Raw genomic sequence first — 15801 nt, 5'->3', positions numbered from 1 at the left:
TATTGAATCCGTATAGCGTTTGACTCTGAGGGTAGCCTTCACCCGCTCCATCAGTTTCATAGGGGCCGCTCCCTACAAAATGTGTGCTTATATACAGCGTTGTCGAGTTGAGCAAAACGCGCAAGCACCCGAATCTTGGGTGTGCTGCCGAAATTTTCTTTGCCACCTGAAGAATCAATGGGGTAGAGTTAATTTTGATGGCTACATAAGCTCAATTATGTCTCAAAAGTAGGTAAGTGCACATGGCAATGATTACTGATTTGGTAGTGTTATTGGTAGCTTTGCTCCACGGATATTTCTTGATATTGGAGATGTTTCTTTGGGATAAGCCGATGGGCCTTAAAGTCTTTGGTCATTCCAAAGAGCAAGCCGCAACGACAAAAGTTTTGGCATCGAATCAAGGTCTTTATAACGGTTTTATTGCAGTCGGTCTTTTGGTTGGTATCTTTCAAGGTGCGGCAGGATACGATTTCAAGTTATATTTTTTGGCGTGCGTTGTTGTGGCCGGAATCTACGGTGCAGCAACAGCAAACCGGAAAATTCTATTTGTGCAGGCGTTGCCAGGAGCAATTGGCTTGCTTTTAGTTCTTTTCGCTAATCATTAAGTGCAGGTTCGCCATAACAATTCGCATCAGTACGCGGCCTGCGGCCGCCGGATACCCTTTCCAGGGCTCCTTCGTCACCATTTCAAGGTCGCCGCTGTGCACGGAGTTAGGAGAAGTACGTGACCAAAAAAGTCACTCAGATATCGGAATTTTTACTTCAGTTTGATGCGTTAAAATCGGTAAACCGCAAAACCTACATCAACGGTGGAGAGCGAGTTGAGAACTCAGCAGAACATTCGTGGCACCTGGCGATGGCTTGCTGGGCTTTTGCAGAGCAGTCACAGGAAGACTTTGACCTCTTAAAATTACTCAAACTGGCCCTGGTGCATGATCTTGGTGAGATTGGTGCAGGAGATACATTTCTCTATAGCGCAAACCGCAATGATGCCCACATTGAAGAGCGTAAGTATATCGAGAAACTGGCTTCTCATCCCGGTAACCCAATCGGAGATCTTCCGGAGCTCTGGGAAGAGCAAGAGTCTGGGGAAACTAAGGAAGCAAGGCTTCTCAAAGTCATCGACCGTCTATTACCCTTTCTGCACAATGTAACGAGCGAGGGCCGTGCCTGGAGAGACCATGGCATACGGAAGAGCCAAGTGCTGAAAATGCATGGGTTCATAGAGCAGGAAAACTCAGAAATATACGACTGGTTTATTTCAAAGGTTGAGTACGCCGTGGATCAAGGCTGGCTAAAGAACTCCTAACCAGGTCCGTCACGGCGACGCCTTCATTTCGTAGCCGCGCGTGCTGAACGGCGTTAGATCTACAACCAAACACTAAAATGGAGCTCCTAATGAAAGTTGCATACAGGATGGCAACACCTGACGATGCGGCCGAATGCATTGCCTTGAGAGGAAAGACGAGAGAAAACGCTTTCTCTGTCGAACAATTGGAAGAACTCGGTATTACTTTAGAGAGCTGGAAAGCAGGAATTAGCGATGGCTCCTTACCTGGTTACGTTGGTGTTAGTGAAGGAAAGATTATTGGCTATTGCTTCGGTGATAGCGAAACCGGAGAAATTGTTGTTTTGGCACTATTGCCAGAATATGAAAGTAAAGGTGTTGGCAAAGCACTATTGAATAAAATGATTGAGTCTTTCAACTCTTTCGGGTTTGAACGACTTTTCCTCGGGTGTTCATCCGATGCGAAAGCTCGTTCATATGGCTTTTATCGACACCTAGGCTGGCGTTCAACTGGTCTATTTGATGATGCGGAAGATGAGATACTTGAATACTTCCCTAATAAATAGTGAGGTCATATTGGCACCATCCAACAAGTGGTTCAAACCGTTCGCTGTGCTCGCTGGGACGGGCTAAAGCCCACCCCTTAACAAAACGTTATGGCACACGATTAAATTAACTGACTCAAAGCTCAGCGTCATAACAAAGCGTTTAAGAGTGAATCGCAACGCTTGGCATTTTCAGCTCAAGGCTGGGTGTCGTTTTTACGGCACAATGTTTTAGGTTAGGTGGCAGCGTTGCTTACACCTTAATGCTGCGTTAAATCAGTAGTGATATCGGAGTTGGGCAATTAGCAAAGCGTCATCCGTGACTTTGTAAACCATTCGGTGTTCTTCGTTGATTCGCCGAGACCAATAACCGGCGAGACTGTGTTTGAGAGGCTCTGGTTTGCCGACCCCTTCAAATGGCTCTCGGTTGGTCTCTTTGATTAACTTGTTAATTCGGTTAAGAATCTTCTTGTCGGTTTTCTGCCAGTACAGATAGTCTTCCCAGGCGCTCTCGGAGAAGATTAGTTTCATTCAAGAAGTTCCTTCTCCTGACCACCACCTTGTTCCAATTCGGCAACGGATTCCAGCAAACGGCGGGCGTTCTTAGGTGCGCGCAGAAGATAGGCTGTCTCTTGCAGCGCCTCATAGTCTTCGAGAGAGATCATTACCACGGATTGCGCCTTGCTTCGGGTGATGATCATAGGTGAATGGTCTTCACAGACCTGCTCCATGGTTTTTGCTAGATTGGTTCTAGCGGCTGTGTAGCTGATAGCATCCATAAGGTTGCTCCTGTACAGGATGTTGTTAATGTACAGAATATAGTACGTAGTGAGGTTTGACAATCAACTGCACAGCGCTCGGTTTTCCGCCGCTTTGCGGATTCGAATCCATTGGAAAGTTACGCGTGTTGGCAGCTTGTTTGCTAATGCGTTGTCTCAACGCAGACGCCATAGCTTTTCGATACGTCGTACCATCGCCTGGATTACCTGTCGTCGAGCTTCTTGCTGATCCAGCCGCACACGCTCAAGATCAACGCCTCCCCGCCCATCGCGGTATCTGGAAGGGATGCTTCCCTTGAGCAAATTGCCGGCACTTCCTTCTGGCACGGCATCGTTATCGCAGCGGGCTAACGAGCCGTGGTGGTGAAAGTTCTGCACTTTTGTTGAGTTCATCATGCGCCTGACCTCCATCATATCGTCCCTGTTCCCGGGGCGATTGGGTTATCTCATGGGTTCAGGTGCATGCTAATCTTGTTCTAAGCTGCAAGGTATTCCATGAAAGTGAGAATTAACTTTGCAAAAACGAACAGGTAAAAATCTCAGGCAACCTTCTGCCATGACACAGAAAACCAGGAGTCACCTAGCGTGGAACGACTTTGAGGTCGTCCTGGCAATCGCAACTGCAGGTTCGCTGTCGGGTGCCTCACGCGCCTTGGGCGTCAGTCACGCTACGGTTTTCCGGCGGCTGGGTGATATCGAACAGCGCCTTGGTGTTTCTCTTTTTGAAAGAAGCCGAACCGGTTACCGGCCAACGCTTGCTGGAGAAGAGCTCGCTGAAACCGCCAGAATCATGGATGAAGCAGCCTTGGCCGCCGAGCGTAAAGTCGCTGGGCGCGACTTGGAGCCGAGAGGGGAAATCTGGCTCACCACAACGGACTCTTTGTTGATGGGGCTGCTCTCTCCTCTGTTCACGCAGTTTCAGCATAAATATCCAGGCATCGTGCTGGACGTCGCCGTATCCAACCAGCTATTCAATCTGACACGCAGAGAAGCTGACGTCGCCATCCGCCCGTCCAATGCTCCTCCTGAAAATCTGATTGGGCGACCGCTGATGGCCATAGGGCAGGCGGTCTACGGACATCGAAGCCTCAATCTGTCACCAGGAGCTTCCATCAAGGCCCTTGCTAGCCAGCCCTGGATTGGTGCTGGTCCGCGATTGCAGGACTCAGCACTGGATCAGTGGATGGACAACAACGCGCTGAAAGCGGCCTGTGTCTACCGTGTCGATACGCTGGTCAATATACTCAGCGCTGTTAGCTCCGGTATGGGGCTGGGTGTTCTGCCCTGTTATTTGGCGGACGAAGATCCGGACATTATCCAGCTCACTGATCCCATCCCCGAGCTGGAATACGGTTTGTGGTTTCTGATGCACCCGGATCTACGAGGCGTAGTGAGGATTCATGCCTTGATGGATTTTCTGACAGAAATGGTTCGCGCTCAGAAACAACGCTTGGCCGGTTACTGTTTAACGACAAGCACGACCTTACCTTGAATGCCGCCTTGCATAGCTCTCTGGTGCGCAGCCGATGCTTCTGCCAACGAATAGGTACTGTCGATCACGATCCGAATGGTACGGTCGTCGAGCAAGCGACTGGCCTGCGCCAGCAGCATTCCGTTTGAGTGCACCTGTAGTGAGGAAACCGTAATCCCTAGCCTGTCGGCTTCATCCCTGGCAGAAAAGCCCAAGGGGTTGACCAGAAAAAGCGAACCGCCTGGTTTAATAATGCTGAGCAAGCGCTCCATGTTCGGGCCACCCACAGCGTCAAGCACCAGATCCACATCATGTGCGACCGTTTCGGCGGCTGCCTTGGTGTAATCAATGAAGTCGTCAGCACCCAGTTCGTGAAGAAGCCCTTCATGCTTGCCTGAGGCAACCGCGATCACACGCGCCCCTTTCCATTTAGCGACTTGAACCGCTAGATGCCCCACGCCACCGCCAGCCCCATTGATCAAGACGGTCTTGCCTTGGAGCGGGACAGGCACATGCCGAAATGCCTGGAATGGATTGGGTAGGTCATTACCAGGATCAACCAGAAACTGCCAGACAGTAAGCAGTGACATTGGGGCACCTGCTGCCTCGACATGAGAAATGCCCTTTGGTTTCAACGCTAGGTGGCTTTCAGGAACGCTGACATATTCGGCATAGGCGCCGCTGCCCGTCATCAGGTCTTCGGGGAAACGCACCATTACAAAGACGTGGTCACCTACGCTGACCTTGGAAACCTCGTCGCCAATGGCAGCAACGACCCCTGACACATCAGTGCCTAATGTCAGCGGGAAGTTGGGGCTAGGCTGCCATTCTGGAGGTAGCGCCCGATAGCCGTCGCGCAGGTAAAGGTCTGGTGGGTTAAGACTTGCCGCATGAACTTGGATAAGCACTTCACCGGCTTGTACTTCGGGTCGGGGCGTATCTTCGTAAAGCAAGACCTCTGGGCCGCCGAAACTATGCAGCTGCACTGCTTTCATCATGTCGTTCATCACAACCTCACTCAAGAATAGTCACATGGCAAATAGTAAGGAAGTTCCTTGTCATTGATAATGGTGCGTAGATTCGTTTTAATAATTCCATGAAGGAACAAATCGGATTGGAACGCCTCACGGGGCTTATCGCATTTGCACGCGCCGGCTCCTTAGGCAGCTACACCGCTGCGGCGCGCTCGTTGTCTGTTTCGCCCTCTGCGATAAGCAAAAGCATCCAGCGGTTGGAGCGTCACTTCGGCGTCTCTCTTTTCACTCGTACGACACGATCGCTGTCTTTCACGGCCGAGGGCCGCGACTTGCATGGACGTGTGCTAGAGCTGTTGCGCCAGGCAGAAGAGATAGAGCAGGTAGTGAAGTCTGCTCGTTCCGAGCCCGCAGGCACGTTACGAATTGCGGCATCACTCCCATTGGGTCTGCATCTGATTGCTCCTGCTATTACGGATTTTCGAACGCGCTACCCGAAGGTAACGATCGACCTGCGGCTGAGCGACCATATCGTCGGTATGGTTGAAGAGAGCATTGATCTTGCAGTGCGGATCGGTGAACTTGCGGATTCGTCACTTTTGTCCAGGCGGCTCTCACCTTACAGGCTCTCTTGCTACGCTTCGCCAGACTACCTGGCTAGGTATGGTGCTCCCGAGCATCCAGATGAACTGGTGGGGCACGAAACGATCAATTTGCGCTACCAAAGTACGGGGCAAATGTTTCGCTGGCCGTTCCGGATCGGCGAGAAGGAGATCGAAATAGTGCCATCTTCCCCTGTTATCGTTGATTCAAGCGAAGCCGTCATAGCTGCTATGGCCACGGGTGCAGGTATCGGGATGGTTGCAAGTTTCATGGCTGCCCAGCGGGTTAGGCGAGAGGAACTGGTACCAATCCTGCCCGACTTCGATGTAGAGCGGCATAATATCATTGCGCTATGGCCACAGAGTCGTAGCACCAACCCCGCTGTACGCGCCTTTATCGATATGTTGATCGAACGACTTTGAACAGCTTTGTGTCGTTTCGGTGAGCGCCATTTTGACGGCGGCTGCTGGCCGAAAGCTCACCAGGATTGTCGTTCTCCGTTCCTTTGCGTCAGCGATCCGAGCCACGACAGCTACCCTGGGAATTTGCCGCTACAGTGCCAATAGCCCTGTGGTCTGGCGCAAAACCAAATGCCAGTTCGAACGGATGGTTACCTGCCAGTCTCCATCCATAGGAGGGAAAAACTTTCTGACCAAGGGAATCTATAAATACTCTGAAACAGTGGGGGCTGACTCACGCCAAGCAAAACTGTCGTTGCAATGCCTATTGCAACTTTGGCTACAGCTCAAGAAACGGCAGCATTACTAAAACTGAGTGCCATCCCAATCAACACTACGCCGCCAATGAGTTTTGCCCAATGGCCCAACATATTTACCGAGTTTGTGGTCTAGTAGCGCTTCTATGGAGGCCATCACTGTGATGGCTAAGCCAATGGCGAGGCTGGCGGTGATGATGTTCACATCAATGAATACGAGGCTGGTGTCTATGTTCACGGCGTCTAGGCCAGTGATGGAATGCAGGGCAATACACGTTATGGTAGGAAAGCTCGTTTGATTAAACTAGGTGCGTAAAATAACTTACTTAAGTGTAAGGTTAGGATGCTGAGTAGCGCTGGATTTTATCAAGTTCTTCTCTGATGATAAGCAGTTAATGAAAAAGTAAATATTTTTATAAATGTAGGGCGTATACTATTTGCTAATGAGTATCTAGTGAATAGCCCTCTGCCATAATTTAGATTAGCATTAGGAGGGCTCTCAGAGTAATAGCTTAATACTGCGTACTCATGATTTTTTATATATGTCGGACTGATGATGATCTTGGGATCAAACTAGGCATAGCCACTCTATTGATCGGCGAGCCAGAGTGTTTATCGCTTAGCAGTAAGTCGACAGCCTGTTGTGCAATATAGTCAAAAGGTATGTATACAGACGTGAGCGGCACAGGTAGACGACTGGCAAGAGGGATATCGTTATATCCGACTAATGAAAGCGTTCTGCCCACCTCAATGCCAAGTCTATGTGCAGCAGCCATCACGCCAATAGCGAGGTTATCGTTGACTGCAAAAATGGCTGTTGGTTTCTCATTCTGTGAGAGCAGAGCCAGCCCTGCTTCCTCGCCAGCTTCGATTCCATAGCCTGACTCGATAATCCATGGCTCACGCACAGGAATCCCTGATTCGCTCATGGCTTTGCGAAAGCCTTTTTGTCGGTCGCGAGCGCTAGAGGTAAAGCTAGGGCCTGCAACAAGGCCAATGTCACGGTGCCCCAGGTCGATGAGGTGCCGAGTAGCAAGGTATCCACCTCGAATATCGTCACCCAAGGCAGAAGGACTTTTACCATCGGTACGAAGCACCAATGAGTGCGGAACTCCCCGGTCACGCAGTTGAGATGGTAATTGGTCATCAAGTCGGCTGGTAGCCAAAATTAGGCCGTCCACACGTCGATTGAGAAGCAATTCAACCGCTTGACGCTCGCTTTCAGGATCGTCACCACTGGTTGCTACGATAGCGAAATAGTGACGTTCTTGAGCAACTTTAGAGATCGCTTCGTAGATAAGAGCCATGACGGTATCGCTCAGTCGGGGCACCAGTACACCGATAGTGCCTGTACCACCTCGCCTCAAGCTGGAGGCAAGAATGTCACGCTTATAGCCGAGTTCTTCCGCCGTTTTTTTAACCCGTTGAGCGGCTGGGCTATTGGAAGGCGGAAGGCGCTCATCAAGAACGCGAGAGACTGTAGACGTGCTGACGCCCGCGGCTTTGGCAACGTCTTGCATAGTTATAGGCTTACCGTGCATGAATATATTATTCCATGACGTGAGGTGGATTACTGAACCTCTGTGTTGGCTCGCATAAACAGGCATTTAGGCGAACCATTCTATCGGTTTTACAGCGATCTTATAAGCGATATGACGCTAACCCCACTGATTTACTATTAGTTTGCTTTCCGTATCCACACATCATTTGTGAGTCGTAGACTAACGTCTAATTTTCGATGTGGTGTATTTGGTGAAACGATTGCAATCGTTCCCAGGAACGATAACACAATCATATAAGAGGAATCATCATGTCTCTCGATCTCCGAGGTTTAACCCCCGCGCCGGTTACTCCTTTCACTCGCGATGGCGAGGTTGATTTTGCTGCAATCAAGAAGCTTGGCTCTTGGTTGGGCGGCATCGACGGCGTTAAAGGTCTCGTTGTTCTTGGCCACGCTGGTGAAGGTACATTCATGACCTCTGATGAGCAGAGGCGTGTTATTGAGGCATTTGTTGAATCGGTAAAAGGTGAGATCCCAATTATTGCGGGCATCACTCGCGAAGGCGACCATGTTGCAGCCGAAGAAGCAAAACGGGCTGTCGAGGCGGGCGCATCTGCTGGTCTAGTCTACCCATCTCATGGCTGGCTAAGGTTTGGTTATCAGGAGGGAGCGCCTCAAGAGCGATATCGCCGCATTCATGAGGAGAGTGGGCTACCGCTGATTCTTTTCCAGTATCCGGACAATACGAAAGCCACTTACAACCTCCAGACGCAGCTTGATATTGCGGCTCAACCTGGTGTGTTTGCGATGAAAAATGGTGTTCGCAATATGAAGCGCTGGGATACTGAAATTCCTGTCATTCGCGCTGAGTATCCGGATCTACAAATTCTGACTTGTCATGATGAGTACCTACTTCACACCATGTTTGATGTCGATGGTGCGCTAGTTGGCTATGGCTGTATTGCACCGGAGCCTTTGATCGAACTGATCAAAGCTGGAAAAGCCAAGGATTATGCTAAGGCGCGCGAATTGCATGATCGCCTCCTTCCAGTCACCAAGAATGTCTATCACCGTGGTTCGCATATGGAAGGAACTGTGGCTCTGAAGTGGGCCCTAGTAGCCCGGGGGATTCTTGATCACGCTACTGTGCGCTCTCCGCTTCGTCCGCTTGCCGAAGGCGCAGATCGTGAAATTGCTGCTGCTATGAAACAAGCCGGGTTAGCCTAACCGAGATTGACTATTCCTTAGGCGCTGGGCGTCCCCGAACGGTGATGCCAATGAGGCATCACCGTATGCATCCTAAATAACAAATTTAATAGGAGCGTAGGATGAGTATGAATACCAAACATGATTCAGGGCCATTTCCCCCTGCGACAAACCACCATCGATCTCGGTTTTCTCTGACGTTGCCACAAATGCTTGCGTTAATGGGGCCTGCATTTGTCGCTGGCGCTTGGCGTTTCGGACCCGGTGCGCTGACATCCGCTGTGCAGGCAGGCAGCCAATATGGCTACATGCTGCTTTGGGTAATCCTTGTGTCTGCAGTGCTAATGTTTGTGTTTAATGATATGGCTGTTCGGTTGGGCCTTGCATCTGGTGACTCTGTGGTCAAAGTCACCAAGCAAAAACTTGGTCGGCCAATTGGTGTCATGGCTGGCTTCGGTGTTTTCTCTATCACTTTGATGTTTGCTGTAGGCAATGCCGTTGGCTCTGGTTTAGCGCTAAGCCTGCTTTTAGGAGGTTCGGTAGTAGGCTGGACGCTCGCTAGTACAGTAGCGGTCGGCTTATTAATAGCCATGCGGAATACTTATAAGGCGATGGAGCGCTTGTTGGTCGCTTTGATTGGGCTTATGTCCGTAGGTTTTTTAGCATCAACCATACTGAGTGACCCAGATTGGGCGGCTGCTGCGCAAGGTCTTATTCCCAAATTTCCTGCTGAGGCCAGCGTTCTTTTAATTGCTTTGATCGGTACAAATTTCTCCATTAACTCAGCTTTTTATACTGGCTATGCCATCCATGAAAGAAAGCTGAATAGGCAGCAGTACCGAGCTATTACGTTAATGGATACTCTTCCGGGGAATGTGGCTACCGCATTTATGGCGATGCTCATCATCATTGTAGCCTCAGCGGTACTTCACTCCACTGGTACTGTAGCAACGACTTTTCCACAGCTGGCTAGTGTATTGGAGCCGCTGGCAGGAAAGGTAGGGGCGGTACTGTTCAGCCTTGGGTTCTTTGCAGCAGCCTTTTCATCAATGGCGGCAAACGCTTCTGCGGGAGGAACGCTATTAGCGGATGCGTTGGGCTGGAACAGCAGTTTATCCGGATGGAGAGTCAAGCTGCTTGTATACGGGGTGTTGGCTTGGGGAGCTACGGTTGCTGTGGTGGCGAAAGGTTCTCCCATTGAGCTAATTATTATCGCTCAAGCCTTAACCGTCCTAGTAGCACCTTTTTTGGGAATTATTCTCTTTCTTTTGACAAGACGTGAAGATGTGATGGGGGATCTAAAAAATGGCCCTCTACAAACCACGCTTGCTCTAGTGGGGTTGGTGACCATTTTCGCAATGTCTTCTCAGCTTGTCTTTAGGCTCCTGGGTTAAGTTGAAAATAAAAGTATTACAAATATAGAGATAAAGATATGAATAAGTTTTTGTTGTGGTGCAGAGTGTTTCCTTTCTTAGGCTATTCTTTTCTATTCGTTACTCCTTCTGTATTTGCAATTGATTATGATGTGAATGGAACCAACGTTTCTTTATACGGTTACGCTAAGCTTGATGTGATGTATGACAGTGGCGACATTAAGACTGGAAATAGCAGTGGCATGGGCGATAGTGTGAACTTCTCTAAAATTGCTGTGGATGGCCAACCAAGCACAAGTGGGCATTCGAATCTGCATGCTAATGAGTCACGCCTGGGTATCCGCACTACAACGCCGACAGAGAAAGGTGACTTGATTACCAATATCGAAGGCGATTTTTTCTTCGGTAATCTCCGAATGCGTCAGGCCTATGGCTCATGGAACGGTATTACGGCAGGACAAACGTGGAGCAATTTTCACACCTTTATAAGCACTACTCCTACGCTTGATTTTACTGGCCCCGCAGGTCGCGATGCATTCCTTCGACAAGCACAACTGCGGTATTCAGTAGGTGATTTTCATGTTGCTATTGAGGATCCGAGCGGTGCCATGTCTGGCAACTCTTTTGACGGAGGCTACGATGCAGTAACCGGTGGTAGATCCATTGCTGGTACTGATGTTGATCGTAAAGATGGCTTGCCAGACATTACGCTTCGGTACGAATCATTGGCTGGTGCATTACGTTGGGCATCAGCTGCCATGATTCGAGAAGTGGCCTTTGACGATGGTGCAGCAAAGGACTCAAAGATCGGGTGGGGAGCTTTTGTCGCGGCTAATTACGCTCTTACGCCAAATACGACGTTGCGTGGTCAAATAACCGGCGGTGAGGGGATTGGGGCTTACATGAAAGTAAACCCGGCACCCTCAGCTTATCGAGCAGGCAGCGAGCTAGAGACCATCTTTGCATGGGGGGGAACGATTGGCATTAGCCACGATATAGGCCCCGGTGCTTTCAACGTTTCATACTCATTTGTTAATGCAGATTGGGATAATGCCGAGCGCGATGGCGTGTCTCTTGTTAATACCGGTAGTTCAAGTGAGTTTATAAGCGCTTATGATGAAGAGCGTGAACTTGTGCATATTAATTACCAATGGAGTCCTGGTCATAACATAACCTACGGAATTGAGTTGGCTCATGCTGCACGGCATACTGTGGATGGCCGTAGTGGAAGTGTCGATCGTCTACAAGGGAGTGTTATCTATCGGTTTTAACCTGCGGCTTCGGCCTGAATAAAAAGTTGTAATTGATTATATGTCTATGGCTAGTTGTGCGTATAGTGACCTGAACCTTGCTGCATCGTAAGGTTGCTTTAAGCGTTAGTATTTTTGCTAACGCTTTTTTTAGTTAAGTGGGCTAGAAAAGTCTTTAAAAAGGAGCACTGCGTTGATATAAATATCTAACATCTACGCCAACAGAGTACACCTATGAAACATGGTGTTTTGTGCGAGTGGGCGAGCAGCTAGATGAGATCATGGGGGAGCCTGGGCTTTTATTGTGTTGGGGGAGACAGCATCTCACTCAATAGCGTTTTCCTTGTCTGCTGTAGGGCGTTAATAATATGAACCATCTATTCGTACTCACCGGTGGCCCCGGTGGTGGCAAAACTGCTCTCCTTGATGCCCTAGCGGAGCGGGGCTATCGCGTTGTACCTGAGTCTGCCCGTAGCATCATCAAAGAGCGGTTGGCGGCGGAGCTATCACCTCGGCCAGACCCGGTCTCTTTCGCTCAGGATATTCTGAAATCCGATATTGAAAAGTACCGGCGTGTCGCTGTTGGCGAGCAGGCCACGTTCTTTGATCGTGGGGTGCTGGATGCGCTGTACATGCTTGATGCGGAGAGCGCGTTGTCACGGGCGGGCATCGCCAACTATGTTCAACTGTTCCCCTATAATCCCGTTGTTTTTCTTCTGCCGCCATGGGAAGACATTTACGGTACAGATTCAGAGCGTGATCAAACGTTCGAGGAGTCCCTCAAGGTATTCGAGGGGATGAAAAGCTGGTATTCGCAATGGGGTTACAAAACGCTGGAAGTGCCGCGTGACACTATTGATGAGCGCGTGAAGTTCGTTTTACAGCATGTAAATAGCCTTTAAATTGTCATTGTTGTTGACGGTTTTCTTCCCCACGCTTTACCAAGACTGCTGAACTACAGCATCATCACTATCGATATGCGCCGAGCCAAGAGAATCCTCTCGCTGGATGCCACCTCCATCCACCAAGCGAGCGTTGCCTAAAAACGCACAGCCTAAGGCTGGAGGAATCAGGTCAAGGAAGTGAATATGCCCACGACTGCTGAGTAAGGTCATGAAATATCCAGAGATCGGCCTGCACATACGTACCTATGATGATGAAGTGAAAAGTCACTCCCATGACCATCATCAACTGGTATTGCCCCTGGTCGGCACGCTGTTTCTGTCAGTAGATTCCATGGCGGGGGAGGTGGTACAGCACCGTGCGGCCATCATCCCTTCAGGAAGCGGCCATGGGTTTGCTGCAACAGAAGATAATCGGTTTTTGGTGGCTGATTTGCCTGAGGGGCTGGCTCCTGCGCTAGATAAGCTGCCTTGTTTCGTGGAGCTTGATTCGGCTTTGCGCCATTACGTCCAGTTCCTACATGCTCAGGTCATGAGCGGGGCTGGAGCGGATGCTACCCAGCATCACATGCTGCTATTGCTGTTACAACTGCTGCAGGAGCGCCATGGAAGTCAATTGAAACTGGATCGCAGGGTTCACGCGGCAAAACAGTTTCTGGATGATCACTTCCACCAACCTATTTCCATGGCTGAGGCTGCTAACGTGGCCCATTTGAGTATTCGGCAGTTGAACGATCTTTTTCGCCATCAGGTGGGCATGACGCCTCATCAATACCTCACAGAAGTGCGAATGAAAGAGGCGTTTCGGCTTCTGGAACAGTCAGGCCTCAGCGTTCAGCGGGTGGCTGATGCGGTAGGCTACTCGTCGTTATCGGCCTTCAGCGACCGCTTCAGACGTCACTTTGGCAAACCGCCTAGCCACTTCCGCCGTCTCTCGACATAATTCCGCCAGGATTCAAAAGATCCTCATTGATGCCATGGATACGCTCTCCCGCAACCGCTAACGCATGAGAATCTCGGGGGAGAGTGACATGGCAACCGTGAATGCCGCTACCTGGATCGGATCCATTTCCGTTCTGCTTTGGGGTACGTTGGCTTTGCTGACCAAGCTATCCGGCGGAGATATTCCAGAGTTCCAGCTGATGGCCATGACTTTCGGCATTGCGTTTCTGTTGATGGGTGGGCGTTGGATCTTGGCTGGTCATACGGGCGTTCGGTATATACGCCAGTCGCCGTTTGCCTGGTGTATCGGTATCGTCGGGTTATTCGGTTATCACTTTGCATATTTCAAGGCGATGACGCTAGCACCGGCGGTGGAAGTCAGCCTGTTGGCTTACCTCTGGCCGCTACTGATCGTTCTGCTGTCTGCCCTATTACCGGATGAGAGGATGCAAGCTCAGTCTATCGTTGGCGCCTTGGTGGCGCTGGTGGGTTGTTGGTTGTTGATCAGCCGAAATGCAGGCGGATTTGCTTGGGAGAACCTGCCCGGTTATCTGGTAGCGCTGGCGTGTGCATTGATTTGGTCTTCTTACTCCGTGCTCAGCAGATTGGTGCGTTCAGTGCCAACCGATGCCGTCGGTTGGTTCTGCGGCGTGACGGCGCTGCTGGCTTTAGGGTGCCATATGCTGTGGGAAAAGACGGTGTGGCCGGATGGCTTGATGCAATGGGTAGGCGTGGTTGGGCTGGGCCTCGGGCCGGTTGGAATCGCATTTTTTACCTGGGACTATGGCGTCAAACACGGGAACATCCAGCTACTTGGCACCCTAGCCTACAGCGCGCCACTCATTTCGGTGGTGCTACTGATCCTGGCGGGATACGGCGAGGCCACGGTGGCCGTATTGAGTGCCAGCGTGCTCATCGTCATTGGTTCTTTGATCGCAAGTCGCGCGAAGCATCGGGGCGCGCAGCGCTAGAAATGATGGCAGACTGATAACGCTGGTGCTGCAAAAGACGACTTGCTGGCGTTATCGCCAACTCCGTTAAGGCAGAAGTGGTCACCGAGATTCAGCGTTAAAGCGGATAAGTAGTTGGTTGCAGGGGCGTGGTATAGCAAAACGTCATGGCAGCGGTTAGCCTAAACGGTTTGTTGATGACGCTCATTGAGCAAATAGGCGCAGCCATGGAACATTCATCCGCAGTCACGCTGGCGTTGGCAGACGCATCGGCATTTGATGCGTTCAAGCAAGAGTTAAAAGCCTCGTTTAGCGTGGCGGTAGAAGAGACCTTTGGCGCGGTGGAGCCGAGCTTGATTCCCTCTGACTCAGATATTGAGAACTCTCTTAATGCGCCAGATGCCATGGTGCATCACATCCTTTTAGATGGCGTTAAAGTGGGGGGCGCGATTGTAGTCATTGACGAATCCACCTAACACAACTCGCTGGACTTGTTCTATCTCTTGCCCAGCACCCACGGACGTGGCGTGGGCTACCGTGCGTGGAAAGCCATCGAGCAGGCGTACCCCAAGACGCGGGTATGGATGACCCATACGCCTTACTTCGAAAAGCGAAACATCCACTTTTATGTCAACAAGTGTGGTTTTAAGATTGCCTCCTTTTACAACCGCTATTACCTCTTGCCGGATGATGAGGAGGCAGGCAGTAAGGCACACAAGCTAGAGTTTTTTGGATTCGAAAAAGTCATGATGTAAGCCCCAGAAAGGGCGAGTATGAGCCGATAGCAACGGGCTCTCAAAGAAAAAAGGACTTTAGAATGACCGTAAGAGCAGCAGAAAAAAACGATATTGCCGCCATCGCCGAGGTGTACCAAGCGTGTTTCCCCCGTGAGAAAAATCACGTGCTGTGGATTGAGTCGTCGTTTAACACCTATCCACGGGGCGTTTACTACGTGGTGGAGGTGGAAGGCCAGGTGCGTGGCTATATCCTTTGGTGCGTTAAGAACGGCTTTCGGGAAAAAAGCATCATCGAGCTGGAGCAAATCGGCATTCACCCGGAAGCAGCAGGTAGGGGGCTGGGTAAGCGGCTCATTGTGGAGTCGCTAGCGCCGTTCAAGGCCCACGTGCGTCGCCAGGGCTGCGATGTGGGGGCGGTGATGGTGACCACCTCGGAAGGCAACTTCGCAGAGAAGCTGTATCAATCCACGCTGGGAGTCTCCCGCGCGGCCGTGATTAGCGGCTATGGGGCTGGAGATGAGGTGATCTTATATAACGCCAGCGTAGAGTAGCGCGAGAGCGGTTG

At 50.6% G+C, this 15801-nt stretch carries 21 protein-coding genes; 14 read left to right on the top strand and 7 right to left on the bottom strand.

Annotated elements, in window-relative coordinates:
* The first annotated feature begins 242 nt into the window (after positions 1–242).
* The 3 genes from ACW17M_RS10550 to ACW17M_RS10540 all read left to right on the top strand — a co-directional run bounded on the left by ACW17M_RS10550 (position 243) and on the right by ACW17M_RS10540 (position 1854).
* Positions 243–605, top strand: coding sequence for a DUF1304 domain-containing protein (locus tag ACW17M_RS10550; protein ID WP_027959862.1), 363 nt, complete (start codon positions 243–245; stop codon positions 603–605).
* A 119-nt stretch (positions 606–724) separates the two neighbouring features.
* Positions 725–1309: an HD domain-containing protein gene (locus ACW17M_RS10545; RefSeq protein ID WP_022520616.1), complete on the top strand. Its 585-nt coding sequence runs from the start codon at positions 725–727 to the stop codon at positions 1307–1309.
* Positions 1310–1398: 89 nt separating this feature from the next.
* Complete coding sequence (locus ACW17M_RS10540; RefSeq protein ID WP_027959860.1) at positions 1399–1854, top strand: GNAT family N-acetyltransferase; 456 nt, start codon at positions 1399–1401, stop codon at positions 1852–1854.
* Positions 1855–2109: 255 nt separating this feature from the next.
* Here the strand turns inward: ACW17M_RS10540 and ACW17M_RS10535 are convergent, their stop codons facing one another.
* The 3 genes from ACW17M_RS10535 to ACW17M_RS10525 all read right to left on the bottom strand — a co-directional run bounded on the left by ACW17M_RS10535 (position 2110) and on the right by ACW17M_RS10525 (position 3008).
* On the bottom strand, positions 2110–2364 hold the full coding sequence (locus ACW17M_RS10535; RefSeq protein WP_039859268.1) for a Txe/YoeB family addiction module toxin: 255 nt from the start codon (positions 2362–2364) through the stop codon (positions 2110–2112).
* Entirely contained in the window at positions 2361–2612 is a 252-nt protein-coding gene (locus ACW17M_RS10530; protein WP_022520613.1) for a type II toxin-antitoxin system Phd/YefM family antitoxin, read from the bottom strand. Before ACW17M_RS10530 ends, ACW17M_RS10535 begins: the two co-directional genes overlap by 4 nt.
* Before the next feature lie 156 nt (positions 2613–2768).
* Entirely contained in the window at positions 2769–3008 is a 240-nt protein-coding gene (locus ACW17M_RS10525) for a hypothetical protein (protein WP_039859269.1), read from the bottom strand.
* A gap of 160 nt (positions 3009–3168) precedes the next feature.
* Between ACW17M_RS10525 and ACW17M_RS10520 the strand changes: the two genes are divergently transcribed.
* A complete protein-coding gene (locus tag ACW17M_RS10520) occupies positions 3169–4104 on the top strand; it encodes a LysR family transcriptional regulator (protein WP_039859270.1) in 936 nt (311 codons plus the stop codon).
* Here ACW17M_RS10520 and ACW17M_RS10515 read toward each other — a convergent pair.
* On the bottom strand, positions 4071–5090 hold the full coding sequence (locus tag ACW17M_RS10515; RefSeq protein WP_457547356.1) for an NADP-dependent oxidoreductase: 1020 nt from the start codon (positions 5088–5090) through the stop codon (positions 4071–4073). The two genes, ACW17M_RS10520 and ACW17M_RS10515, sit on opposite strands and share 34 nt — an antisense overlap.
* A 107-nt stretch (positions 5091–5197) precedes the next feature.
* Between ACW17M_RS10515 and ACW17M_RS10510 the strand changes: the two genes are divergently transcribed.
* Positions 5198–6082, top strand: coding sequence for a LysR family transcriptional regulator (locus ACW17M_RS10510; RefSeq protein ID WP_201764691.1), 885 nt, complete (start codon positions 5198–5200; stop codon positions 6080–6082).
* A 342-nt stretch (positions 6083–6424) separates the two neighbouring features.
* On the opposite strand, the gene ACW17M_RS10505 is transcribed toward ACW17M_RS10510, so the two are convergent.
* Complete coding sequence (locus ACW17M_RS10505) at positions 6425–6613, bottom strand: manganese efflux pump MntP family protein (RefSeq protein WP_230804532.1); 189 nt, start codon at positions 6611–6613, stop codon at positions 6425–6427.
* A 298-nt stretch (positions 6614–6911) separates the two neighbouring features.
* Entirely contained in the window at positions 6912–7916 is a 1005-nt protein-coding gene (locus tag ACW17M_RS10500) for a LacI family DNA-binding transcriptional regulator (RefSeq protein WP_457547355.1), read from the bottom strand.
* A 269-nt stretch (positions 7917–8185) separates the two neighbouring features.
* On the opposite strand from ACW17M_RS10500, the gene ACW17M_RS10495 reads away from it, so the two are divergent.
* The 4 genes from ACW17M_RS10495 (at position 8186) to ACW17M_RS10480 (ending at position 12607) form a co-directional block, all read left to right on the top strand.
* Positions 8186–9103 carry a dihydrodipicolinate synthase family protein gene (locus ACW17M_RS10495; RefSeq protein ID WP_041157810.1) on the top strand — a complete coding sequence of 306 codons (918 nt, stop codon included), beginning with the start codon at positions 8186–8188 and terminating at the stop codon, positions 9101–9103.
* 101 nt (positions 9104–9204) lie between these two features.
* Positions 9205–10476, top strand: a complete 1272-nt coding sequence (locus ACW17M_RS10490; RefSeq protein ID WP_022520605.1) for an Nramp family divalent metal transporter — start codon at positions 9205–9207, stop codon at positions 10474–10476.
* Positions 10477–10514: 38 nt separating this feature from the next.
* Positions 10515–11726, top strand: coding sequence for a DcaP family trimeric outer membrane transporter (locus tag ACW17M_RS10485; RefSeq protein ID WP_427768565.1), 1212 nt, complete (start codon positions 10515–10517; stop codon positions 11724–11726).
* 347 nt (positions 11727–12073) lie between these two features.
* Positions 12074–12607, top strand: a complete 534-nt coding sequence (locus ACW17M_RS10480; RefSeq protein ID WP_414122406.1) for an AAA family ATPase — start codon at positions 12074–12076, stop codon at positions 12605–12607.
* A gap of 36 nt (positions 12608–12643) precedes the next feature.
* Here ACW17M_RS10480 and ACW17M_RS10475 read toward each other — a convergent pair whose 3' ends face one another.
* Positions 12644–12820 carry a hypothetical protein gene (locus ACW17M_RS10475; RefSeq protein WP_155705713.1) on the bottom strand — a complete coding sequence of 59 codons (177 nt, stop codon included), beginning with the start codon at positions 12818–12820 and terminating at the stop codon, positions 12644–12646.
* On the opposite strand from ACW17M_RS10475, the gene ACW17M_RS10470 reads away from it, so the two are divergent.
* The 5 genes from ACW17M_RS10470 to ACW17M_RS10450 all read left to right on the top strand — a co-directional run bounded on the left by ACW17M_RS10470 (position 12819) and on the right by ACW17M_RS10450 (position 15787).
* Positions 12819–13550, top strand: coding sequence for an AraC family transcriptional regulator (locus ACW17M_RS10470; RefSeq protein WP_022520602.1), 732 nt, complete (start codon positions 12819–12821; stop codon positions 13548–13550). The genes ACW17M_RS10475 and ACW17M_RS10470 overlap by 2 nt on opposite strands.
* An 88-nt stretch (positions 13551–13638) precedes the next feature.
* A complete protein-coding gene (yddG, locus tag ACW17M_RS10465) occupies positions 13639–14520 on the top strand; it encodes an aromatic amino acid exporter YddG (RefSeq protein ID WP_039859273.1) in 882 nt (293 codons plus the stop codon).
* A gap of 206 nt (positions 14521–14726) precedes the next feature.
* Positions 14727–14975 (top strand): hypothetical protein, encoded by a 249-nt coding sequence (locus ACW17M_RS10460; RefSeq protein ID WP_457547354.1) that lies wholly within the window; start codon positions 14727–14729, stop codon positions 14973–14975.
* A 15-nt stretch (positions 14976–14990) separates the two neighbouring features.
* Entirely contained in the window at positions 14991–15254 is a 264-nt protein-coding gene (locus ACW17M_RS10455) for a GNAT family N-acetyltransferase (protein ID WP_457547353.1), read from the top strand.
* 62 nt (positions 15255–15316) lie between these two features.
* Positions 15317–15787: a GNAT family N-acetyltransferase gene (locus tag ACW17M_RS10450; RefSeq protein WP_039859274.1), complete on the top strand. Its 471-nt coding sequence runs from the start codon at positions 15317–15319 to the stop codon at positions 15785–15787.
* The last annotated feature ends 14 nt before the right edge of the window (positions 15788–15801 follow it).

The sequence above is a fragment of the Vreelandella sp. 2A-K22 genome (assembly GCF_054065485.1).
The sequence above is the reverse complement of the archived record's forward strand: the minus strand, read 5'-3'. Positions and strand labels throughout refer to the sequence as shown.

What these genes read in the sequence shown, in the direction of transcription:
- ACW17M_RS10550 (WP_027959862.1), top strand. Translation starts at nt 243, where the DNA reads ATGGCAATGATTACTGATTTGGTAGTGTTATTGGTAGCTTTGCTCCAC.
- ACW17M_RS10540 (WP_027959860.1), top strand. Translation starts at nt 1,399, where the DNA reads ATGAAAGTTGCATACAGGATGGCAACACCTGACGATGCGGCCGAATGC.
- ACW17M_RS10535 (WP_039859268.1), bottom strand. Translation starts at nt 2,364, where the DNA reads ATGAAACTAATCTTCTCCGAGAGCGCCTGGGAAGACTATCTGTACTGG.
- ACW17M_RS10530 (WP_022520613.1), bottom strand. Translation starts at nt 2,612, where the DNA reads ATGGATGCTATCAGCTACACAGCCGCTAGAACCAATCTAGCAAAAACC.
- ACW17M_RS10525 (WP_039859269.1), bottom strand. Translation starts at nt 3,008, where the DNA reads ATGATGAACTCAACAAAAGTGCAGAACTTTCACCACCACGGCTCGTTA.
- ACW17M_RS10520 (WP_039859270.1), top strand. Translation starts at nt 3,169, where the DNA reads ATGACACAGAAAACCAGGAGTCACCTAGCGTGGAACGACTTTGAGGTC.
- ACW17M_RS10515 (WP_457547356.1), bottom strand. Translation starts at nt 5,090, where the DNA reads ATGAACGACATGATGAAAGCAGTGCAGCTGCATAGTTTCGGCGGCCCA.
- ACW17M_RS10500 (WP_457547355.1), bottom strand. Translation starts at nt 7,916, where the DNA reads ATGCACGGTAAGCCTATAACTATGCAAGACGTTGCCAAAGCCGCGGGC.
- ACW17M_RS10495 (WP_041157810.1), top strand. Translation starts at nt 8,186, where the DNA reads ATGTCTCTCGATCTCCGAGGTTTAACCCCCGCGCCGGTTACTCCTTTC.
- ACW17M_RS10490 (WP_022520605.1), top strand. Translation starts at nt 9,205, where the DNA reads ATGAGTATGAATACCAAACATGATTCAGGGCCATTTCCCCCTGCGACA.
- ACW17M_RS10485 (WP_427768565.1), top strand. Translation starts at nt 10,515, where the DNA reads ATGAATAAGTTTTTGTTGTGGTGCAGAGTGTTTCCTTTCTTAGGCTAT.
- ACW17M_RS10480 (WP_414122406.1), top strand. Translation starts at nt 12,074, where the DNA reads ATGAACCATCTATTCGTACTCACCGGTGGCCCCGGTGGTGGCAAAACT.
- ACW17M_RS10470 (WP_022520602.1), top strand. Translation starts at nt 12,819, where the DNA reads ATGAAATATCCAGAGATCGGCCTGCACATACGTACCTATGATGATGAA.
- ACW17M_RS10475 (WP_155705713.1), bottom strand. Translation starts at nt 12,820, where the DNA reads ATGACCTTACTCAGCAGTCGTGGGCATATTCACTTCCTTGACCTGATT.
- yddG (WP_039859273.1), top strand. Translation starts at nt 13,639, where the DNA reads ATGGCAACCGTGAATGCCGCTACCTGGATCGGATCCATTTCCGTTCTG.
- ACW17M_RS10460 (WP_457547354.1), top strand. Translation starts at nt 14,727, where the DNA reads ATGGAACATTCATCCGCAGTCACGCTGGCGTTGGCAGACGCATCGGCA.
- ACW17M_RS10450 (WP_039859274.1), top strand. Translation starts at nt 15,317, where the DNA reads ATGACCGTAAGAGCAGCAGAAAAAAACGATATTGCCGCCATCGCCGAG.